Source organism: Staphylococcus devriesei (assembly GCF_002902625.1).
Classification (GTDB): Bacteria; Bacillota; Bacilli; order Staphylococcales; family Staphylococcaceae; genus Staphylococcus; species Staphylococcus devriesei.
The window spans coordinates 1-7259 of sequence record NZ_PPRG01000073.1 but is presented as its reverse complement, the minus strand read 5'-3'; the positions used below and the strand labels follow the sequence as shown (position 1 = coordinate 7259).

At 31.3% G+C, this 7259-nt stretch carries 7 protein-coding genes and 1 pseudogene; 3 read left to right on the top strand and 5 right to left on the bottom strand.

All coding sequences use genetic code 11. The features are described from left to right. Together CD147_RS10405 and CD147_RS10400 are read left to right on the top strand one after the other, a co-directional pair. Positions 1-182, top strand: a pseudogene (locus CD147_RS10405) (amino acid permease); the annotation flags it as partial. 161 nt (positions 183-343) lie between these two features. Then, the gene (locus tag CD147_RS10400) at positions 344-658 is read left to right on the top strand and encodes a hypothetical protein (protein WP_103167362.1); all 315 of its coding nucleotides are present in this window, start codon (positions 344-346) and stop codon (positions 656-658) included. A 55-nt stretch (positions 659-713) separates the two neighbouring features. On the opposite strand, the gene CD147_RS10395 is transcribed toward CD147_RS10400, so the two are convergent. The 4 genes from CD147_RS10395 to CD147_RS10380 are packed head-to-tail and all read right to left on the bottom strand — an operon-like array spanning position 714 to position 4829. Then, a complete protein-coding gene (locus CD147_RS10395) occupies positions 714-1517 on the bottom strand; it encodes a Cof-type HAD-IIB family hydrolase (protein ID WP_103167360.1) in 804 nt (267 codons plus the stop codon). A gap of 51 nt (positions 1518-1568) precedes the next feature. Continuing rightward, positions 1569-2486, bottom strand: a complete 918-nt coding sequence (gene thrB, locus CD147_RS10390) for a homoserine kinase (RefSeq protein WP_103167358.1) — start codon at positions 2484-2486, stop codon at positions 1569-1571. A gap of 1 nt (position 2487) precedes the next feature. Then, entirely contained in the window at positions 2488-3549 is a 1062-nt protein-coding gene (gene thrC / locus CD147_RS10385; RefSeq protein WP_103167357.1) for a threonine synthase, read from the bottom strand. 5 nt (positions 3550-3554) lie between these two features. Next, on the bottom strand, positions 3555-4829 hold the full coding sequence (locus tag CD147_RS10380; RefSeq protein WP_103167364.1) for a homoserine dehydrogenase: 1275 nt from the start codon (positions 4827-4829) through the stop codon (positions 3555-3557). A 200-nt stretch (positions 4830-5029) separates the two neighbouring features. Between CD147_RS10380 and CD147_RS10375 the strand changes: the two genes are divergently transcribed. After that, entirely contained in the window at positions 5030-6412 is a 1383-nt protein-coding gene (locus CD147_RS10375) for an aspartate kinase (RefSeq protein WP_103167356.1), read from the top strand. A 73-nt stretch (positions 6413-6485) separates the two neighbouring features. Here CD147_RS10375 and CD147_RS10370 read toward each other — a convergent pair whose 3' ends face one another. Next, positions 6486-7070: a hypothetical protein gene (locus CD147_RS10370; RefSeq protein WP_103167355.1), complete on the bottom strand. Its 585-nt coding sequence runs from the start codon at positions 7068-7070 to the stop codon at positions 6486-6488. Positions 7071-7259: the final 189 nt, after the last annotated feature.

Here is a 7259-nt window from a genome sequence, read left to right as displayed (position 1 = left end):
TCTTTTTATATTTTGGTAATTCATTTGATGATTTAACGACTGGTGATATTGGAAAATTTTTAGTAAATATCTTACCTATTATGATATTGGCATTTATTTTCTTTATTCATAAATTTATAAGAAAAACAAAATACGTGAAACTAGATAAAATGGATATTACACCACATCAATATCACGATTAATTTAATAGAAGAAATTACAAAAACGAATGGCATTTTGATTTTAAAAATAATCCTATGCCATTCGTTTTATATTACTATTTAATTCAAGACTACTTATTTTCCAAAACGAATATCTTTAGTATAATTAAAATAAAGATATGAACTTAGAGGTGAGAAATACTATGGTTGGTCAAACAAACTTATTTGATGACGTCATTAAAAGCGAAGAACGTTTTGTGATAGTGGTCCAATCTCTTGAAGAGAAAAACGGCCAATTACTTAAACGCACTTTACGAGAATATCCAAGCCTTGAACATAACCAAATGGAAAATTTATTCAATCATTTAAAAGACGTATTTAGTAATGAACCTTTCGGAGAACATCAATCGGCATATACGATAACCGTTTATACAAATCTTGATTATGCGGCAGACCAAGTCTATGCGTATGTTAAACGTTATAAAGGTAAGCATGAGTGGACACACACAGCTAAATAAAATAATTACACTAAAATAAGCCACCTTCACTTATAGAAGGTGGCTTATTTTTGTATTATAAAAGTTCTTTTAATGCGACTGGTATACCGTTAGAATCATTATCTAACGTCGTTTTATCAGCTATCGCTTTTAATTCCTCGTTAGCGTTACCCATCGCTACAGAATATCCTACGACTTCAAACATTGATTGATCATTCAAACTATCTCCAAAACAAATAACATCTGATAAAGGAATTTCTAATTGATTACATAATGCTTTAATCGCATTTCCTTTAGAGACGCCTTTAGCCATAAATTCTAAAAAGAATGGTTTACTTGTCGTTACATCAATTTGCGAATTAAAAGAGCCGTTCATTGCATCTCGCGCGTGAGTAATATTTTCAACATAATCAACGCCCATCACTTTTGGTACATCTTCGTTAATATATTTTTTTATATCATCTACGCGTTTCATAGGTAAGCCAGTAAGTTCAGATTCTATATCTCTATACTCATGGTCACCATCATGGATAATGTGTCCGTCTTGATAAGTTAGTACTAAAAAGTTCTTTTCTCTACAATAATCAGCAATCTTATCAAAATTTTCTTTTGATACACTTTTACTTACTTCAACTTCTTCAGTCGCTACTTTGATTGTTTTACCACCGTTATAACTTATAATATAACTATCATGTTTATCTAATTCTAATTCTCTAGCAATAGGTAACATACCCTCAGTAGGTCTTCCAGAAGCAAGAACTAATCTATAACCTTGGTTTTGAATATTGATTAAATATTCTTTAGTTTCAAGACTTACTTCATTATTACTATTTATTAAAGTATCATCCATATCCATTACAATAACTTTATAATTACTCATATCTTTGATGTACTCCTTTCAAAATTCATTCTCATTTATTCTACAATAAATTTAAGAAGGATATACCACTTCTTCTACTACACCCGTTTCATTAATTGTAGCTAATTCAGATGTACAGGAAGGAATTTGTGTTCTAAAGGCTCTAACAAGCTTCCCACTTTTTTCTTTACGGCTTAGTGTTAATATTGTTGGACCAGCACCACTTATAACTGCTGCATAAGCATTGTATTCTTTAGCAAGTGATTTCACTTGTTCAAATTCAGGTATTAAATGTTGACGAAATGGTTCATGAAAACCATCCTGTTCCATCATTTTCCCAGCAAGTTCATAATTATGTTGAATAAGCGCACAAATCATCGTATTACTTATAGCGCTATTTTGAACTGCTTTTTTGTGAGAAAATGTATGAGGTAACGCTCTTCTAGAGTCTTCAGTTTTTAATTCATATGATGGTATAGTTAATATAATATCAACATTAGGAACATCAATATGTGCGACATTTGTTTCTTTAGTTTCTGGATTATAATATCCCGCTAAAAGCCCCCCATAAATTGTTGGAGCCACGTTATCAGGATGTCCTTCAATTTCAGTAGCTAGTTGGAGTAGCTCATGCTTTGAAAGTTGAATATTACCGAAATAATTAGCGATATAAAGAGCACCTACTAATGCTGAAGCAGAGGAACCTAATCCTCTAGCTAAAGGAATCTCACTTCTCATTTCAACCTTTAAATTAGGCAAATGAACATTATACTTAGAAGCTACTTGTTGTGCTACTTTATAAATATAATTTTCTTCATTTTTAGGAAGAGATTCTAATTCGGAATTTAAATATTCAAATTTCCATTCTTCATCTTCAATTTCTTGAACATATAAATTTAGATATTTATCAATAGCCATACCTATTGAATCAAATCCTACTCCTAAATTGGCAGTAGAAGCTGGGATTTTGAGATACAGATACTCACTCATTTTATAAAGCCCCTTTAATGTACTCAATAATGCTTGATTTATCATTCGGAAGAGGTTGAATTGGATTATCCAAAATAGATATTGCAGTATCAGGATCTTTCAAGCCGTTACCAGTAAGGATAGCCACAACTTTTTTGCCTGCCGGTAATTTACCGTTACGATGTAATTTAATCAATCCTGCGATAGAAGCAATACTTGCCGGTTCACTAAACACTCCCTCTTTAGAAGTCATTAATTGATATGCTTCTAGAATTTCTTCATCAGTAACACTATCGATTAAGCCGTTAGATTCTTCTAATGCTTTTGTAGCTTTACTCCAACTTGCTGGATTACCTATGCGGATAGCAGTCGCAATAGTTTCTGGGTTTTTGATAACTTTATTTTGAACAATTGGAGAGGCGCCTTCAGCTTGGAAACCGTATAATTGAGGAAGTGCACTGCCTTTCTTCTCATGATATTCTTTAAAACCTTTCCAATACGCCGTAATATTTCCTGCATTGCCAACTGGTATAGCTAAAATATCAGGTGCTTGTTCTAATTGTTCGACAATTTCAAATGAGCCTGTTTTTTGTCCTTCTATACGATACGGATTAACAGAGTTAACTAATTCAATTTCATCGTCATTTTCAGCAATTTCTTTCACTATTTCCAAAGCTTCATCAAAGTTACCCTCGATTGATACAATTTCAGCACCATACATAACTGCTTGTGAGAGTTTACCTAAAGCTATTTTACCTTCTGGAATAACTACAATTGCTTTTAATCCAGCTCTAGCTGCATACGCGGCTGCTGATGCAGATGTATTCCCAGTTGAGGCACAAATAACTACTTTTTTTCCTTGTTCTTTGGCTTTTGTTACCGCCATAACCATTCCTCTATCTTTAAATGAACCTGTAGGATTTGCTCCTTCATACTTTACGTATAAATTAATATCTAATAACTTCGATATATTCTCACAATGAATTAATGGAGTATGCCCTTCATTTAAAGTTAACTTTGGTGTGTCTTGGTTAACTGGTAAAAAATCTTTAAATTCTTCTACTAAACCTTGCCATCTTTTCATAGTTATTAAACCCCTTCAACTGGATAAATTTTTTCGACATTAAAGTTAGCTCTACTTAATACTTCTTGAGGTGAATAATCTAAGCCAATAATTACTACCCCATACGAATGCTCATCACGTTGTTCTATTTGAAGCGATCTATGGAATGGTAAAGCCCCTTTTAATTTTTCTGTGAACCGTTCAATAGGTTCATCATTATTAATTACAACGTAAAAATTCAACTTCTCTTTTATAGCTATAGTATTATCAGTATCCATTAATTCACGAGTTTCATTTGTTTTTAATTCAAAATGTGGTGGCAATGTATGTGTATTAGATTCAAAGAATAATGCTACATTTAATAAATCACTCACCACAGCGCTTCCTGTAGCTAAGCTTCCTGCACCTTTACCGTAAAACATTGTGTCACCCACTGCGTCTCCTACAACATATATTGCATTATATTCATCTTCTACAGATGCCAGTTGATGAGTTTGATGTATTAAAGTCGGTTCAACTGACGCGTTAACTTTGCCGTTATATGTACCTTTACCGATTAATTTAATTTTATATCCTAATTTTTTAGCAACATTAATGTCTGTTAGCGTCACATTACTTATACCTCTAACGTTTACATCATTTAATTTGATTACCTGATTAAATGATAAATACGATGTAATAACAACTTTACGCGCCGCATCGATACCTTCAACATCATCAGTTGGATCCGCTTCAGCAAAGCCTAATCGTTGTGCTTCATCTAACGCTTCTTCAAAAGTTGTTTGTTCACGTGTCATTTTAGAGAGAATAAAGTTTGATGTTCCATTTAAAATCCCCATAAATTTAGAAATATTATTAGCATTTAACCCATTGTTAATTGCGTTTACTATTGGAATACCACCTGCGACGCTCGCTTCAAATTTAAGCGCTAATCCCTGTTGTTCAGCTAAGTCTTCTAATAATTTTAAATGGACTGCTAGCAAGTCTTTATTAGCAGTAATGACATGCTTGCCACCTTTTAATGCATCTCTTAGCCAATTGACTGTTGGTTCAATACCACCCATAACTTCTATAACGATATCAATAGAGTCATCGTTTAAAATTTCATTTACGTCTTCAGTTAAATGATATTGACTAATATTAATAGGACGCTTTTTTGATTTATCACGTACTAATATATGTTTAATAACTATATCCTTATTTAACGTATCTTTAATTTGTTGTCGATTCTCTTCGATTATTTTTACAACACCTGATCCTACAGTCCCTAGACCTAGCAAGGCAACATTCAATTCTTTCATAATCATTATCTCCTCCCTTATGTATTACTCAGAAATACAATTGTGTTATTGAAATAGACTTAAATTTAGTATACTATTAACACATATTAAATTGATAGGACTTTTTTAACGTAAAATGTAAATACTTAGATATATATTATCATGTGCTATCAGAAAATTAAATAGAATTTTCTGATTTTTTAGAAAGGTTGGTTTCATATATGAAAGTAGCAAAATTCGGCGGTAGTTCAGTTTCAAACGCATCACAAATTAAAAAAGTCCTTGATATTGTAAATGAGGATCCTGAACGTAAAATTATTATTGTTTCTGCTCCTGGTAAGAGACATAAAGATGACATTAAAACTACAGATCTTTTAATTCGTCTCTACGAAAAGGTTCTCAATAATTTAAATTATCAGGATAAGAAGAAAGAAATTATCCAACGTTACGCAGATATTTTAGAAGAACTTAATATGGAGAAAACGTTACTAACGACAATTGACGAAACATTAGAAACTATTATTGAAACATTAAAAGAACAACCACCACGTTTATATGATGCTTTATTATCATGTGGTGAAAACTTTAATGCTCAATTAATCGCAAGTTACAATAATTCTAAAGGTTATAAAACGACGTATTTATCTCCAAAAGATGCAGGTATTTTAGTTACTGATCTACCTCAACAAGCTCAAATATTAGAAGAAGCTTATGACGAAATTTATAAATTACGGGATATTGAAGGCAAGATTATTATTCCTGGCTTCTTCGGCGTCTCAAAACACGACTTTATAGTTACATTTCCAAGAGGCGGTTCTGATATTACGGGAGCTATCATTGCGAGAGGTGTAAAAGCATCGCTATATGAGAACTTTACAGACGTATCAGGTATTTACAGAGCGAATCCTAATGTAATTAAAAATCCAGAACTTATCGAAGAAATTACGTATAGGGAAATGAGAGAACTTTCTTATGCAGGGTTTAGCGTCTTTCATGATGAGGCATTACAACCGTTATATAAACATAGAATTCCAGTGGTTATTAAAAATACTAACCGGCCTCAAGATAAAGGAACGTTTATCCGTCATGAGCGTGATATAAATAATAAAAATGTAATTATAGGAATAAGTTGTGATAAGGACTTTACAGTTATTAATATTAAAAAGTACTTAATGAACAGACAAGTCGGTTTCACTCGTAAGGTATTGGGCATTTTAGAAGATTACAACATTTCATTTGATCACATGCCTTCAGGAATTGATAGCATTAGTATTATAATGCGTACTAGTCAAATAAAAAATAAAGAAAAAGATGTCCTAAATGCTATTAGAAAAAAATGTGACGTAGATGAATTAAGTATCGAGCATAACTTAGCTATATTAATGATTGTCGGAGAAGGTATGAATAAAGTTGTTGGCACTGCTAATAAAATTACGCACGCCTTAGCAGAATCAAATATTAACATAAAGATGCTTAACCAAGGTTCTTCAGAAATATCAATGATGTTTGGCATTTCAGTCGAGGATGCTGATAAAGCAGTATTATCTACCTATGAATATTGCTATCATGGTATTTGTTTAAAGAATTTATGCAAAAGCAAATAACAAAAAACATCTAATATTTAAAGCGAGTTCTTTATCTGACCTCCTTTTAATATTAGATGTTTCTTTATTTAACTTATTTATTTTGAGCAATAACTTCGTTAATTTTATGTTCGCCTACAACACCCTTTAATATAACAAATTGATAATAACTTAATGCATCTAATACCCTCTTATAATTAGTTAATTGCTGAGAATCCATATCTCCAAGCAAATCATACATGAGTACAATTTCAGGTTTAATATAATCGACACCCCATGTTAAGGAATGAAAATAAATACTATTTTCTGGAATTCGAATATTGCTATCTAATCTAAACAACCATTCATCATTAATAACATCGTAGATAATAACGTTCATTATTAAAGAATTATCTTTAGTTATTTCAATATAAGATACGTCGGGAACTATTAAATTTTCTTTATCCATTAAATTATTTTTATTATCATAATAATTAAATGTATAGGTTAGTGGAATTGACTTTAAAACTTCTACTAAGTTTAGACGTTCAACACAAATATCAACTTTAGAAGGTAGTATAAAGTTATCATTTAAAAATAAATGCATAGCGACTTCCCCGTGAAATTTAAATGCTGTGCGACATTGTTTTTTTAATGTATTAACTAGTTCTTCTACTTGCTGTTGATGATTATTTTCCATTTTACTACCCTCCTAAGGAAACGCTTTCATTAAGATTAATTATACCTTTCTTATTATTGATTTTCAATTTACGAATTGTGAAAAGTTGGTAAAGTTCTATTTTAAAAAATTTGAATTTTTGTAGTTAACAAACATATGTATTTCTTCATTTGTTGAACTAATTAAATATAATGTATATACTTTATATAG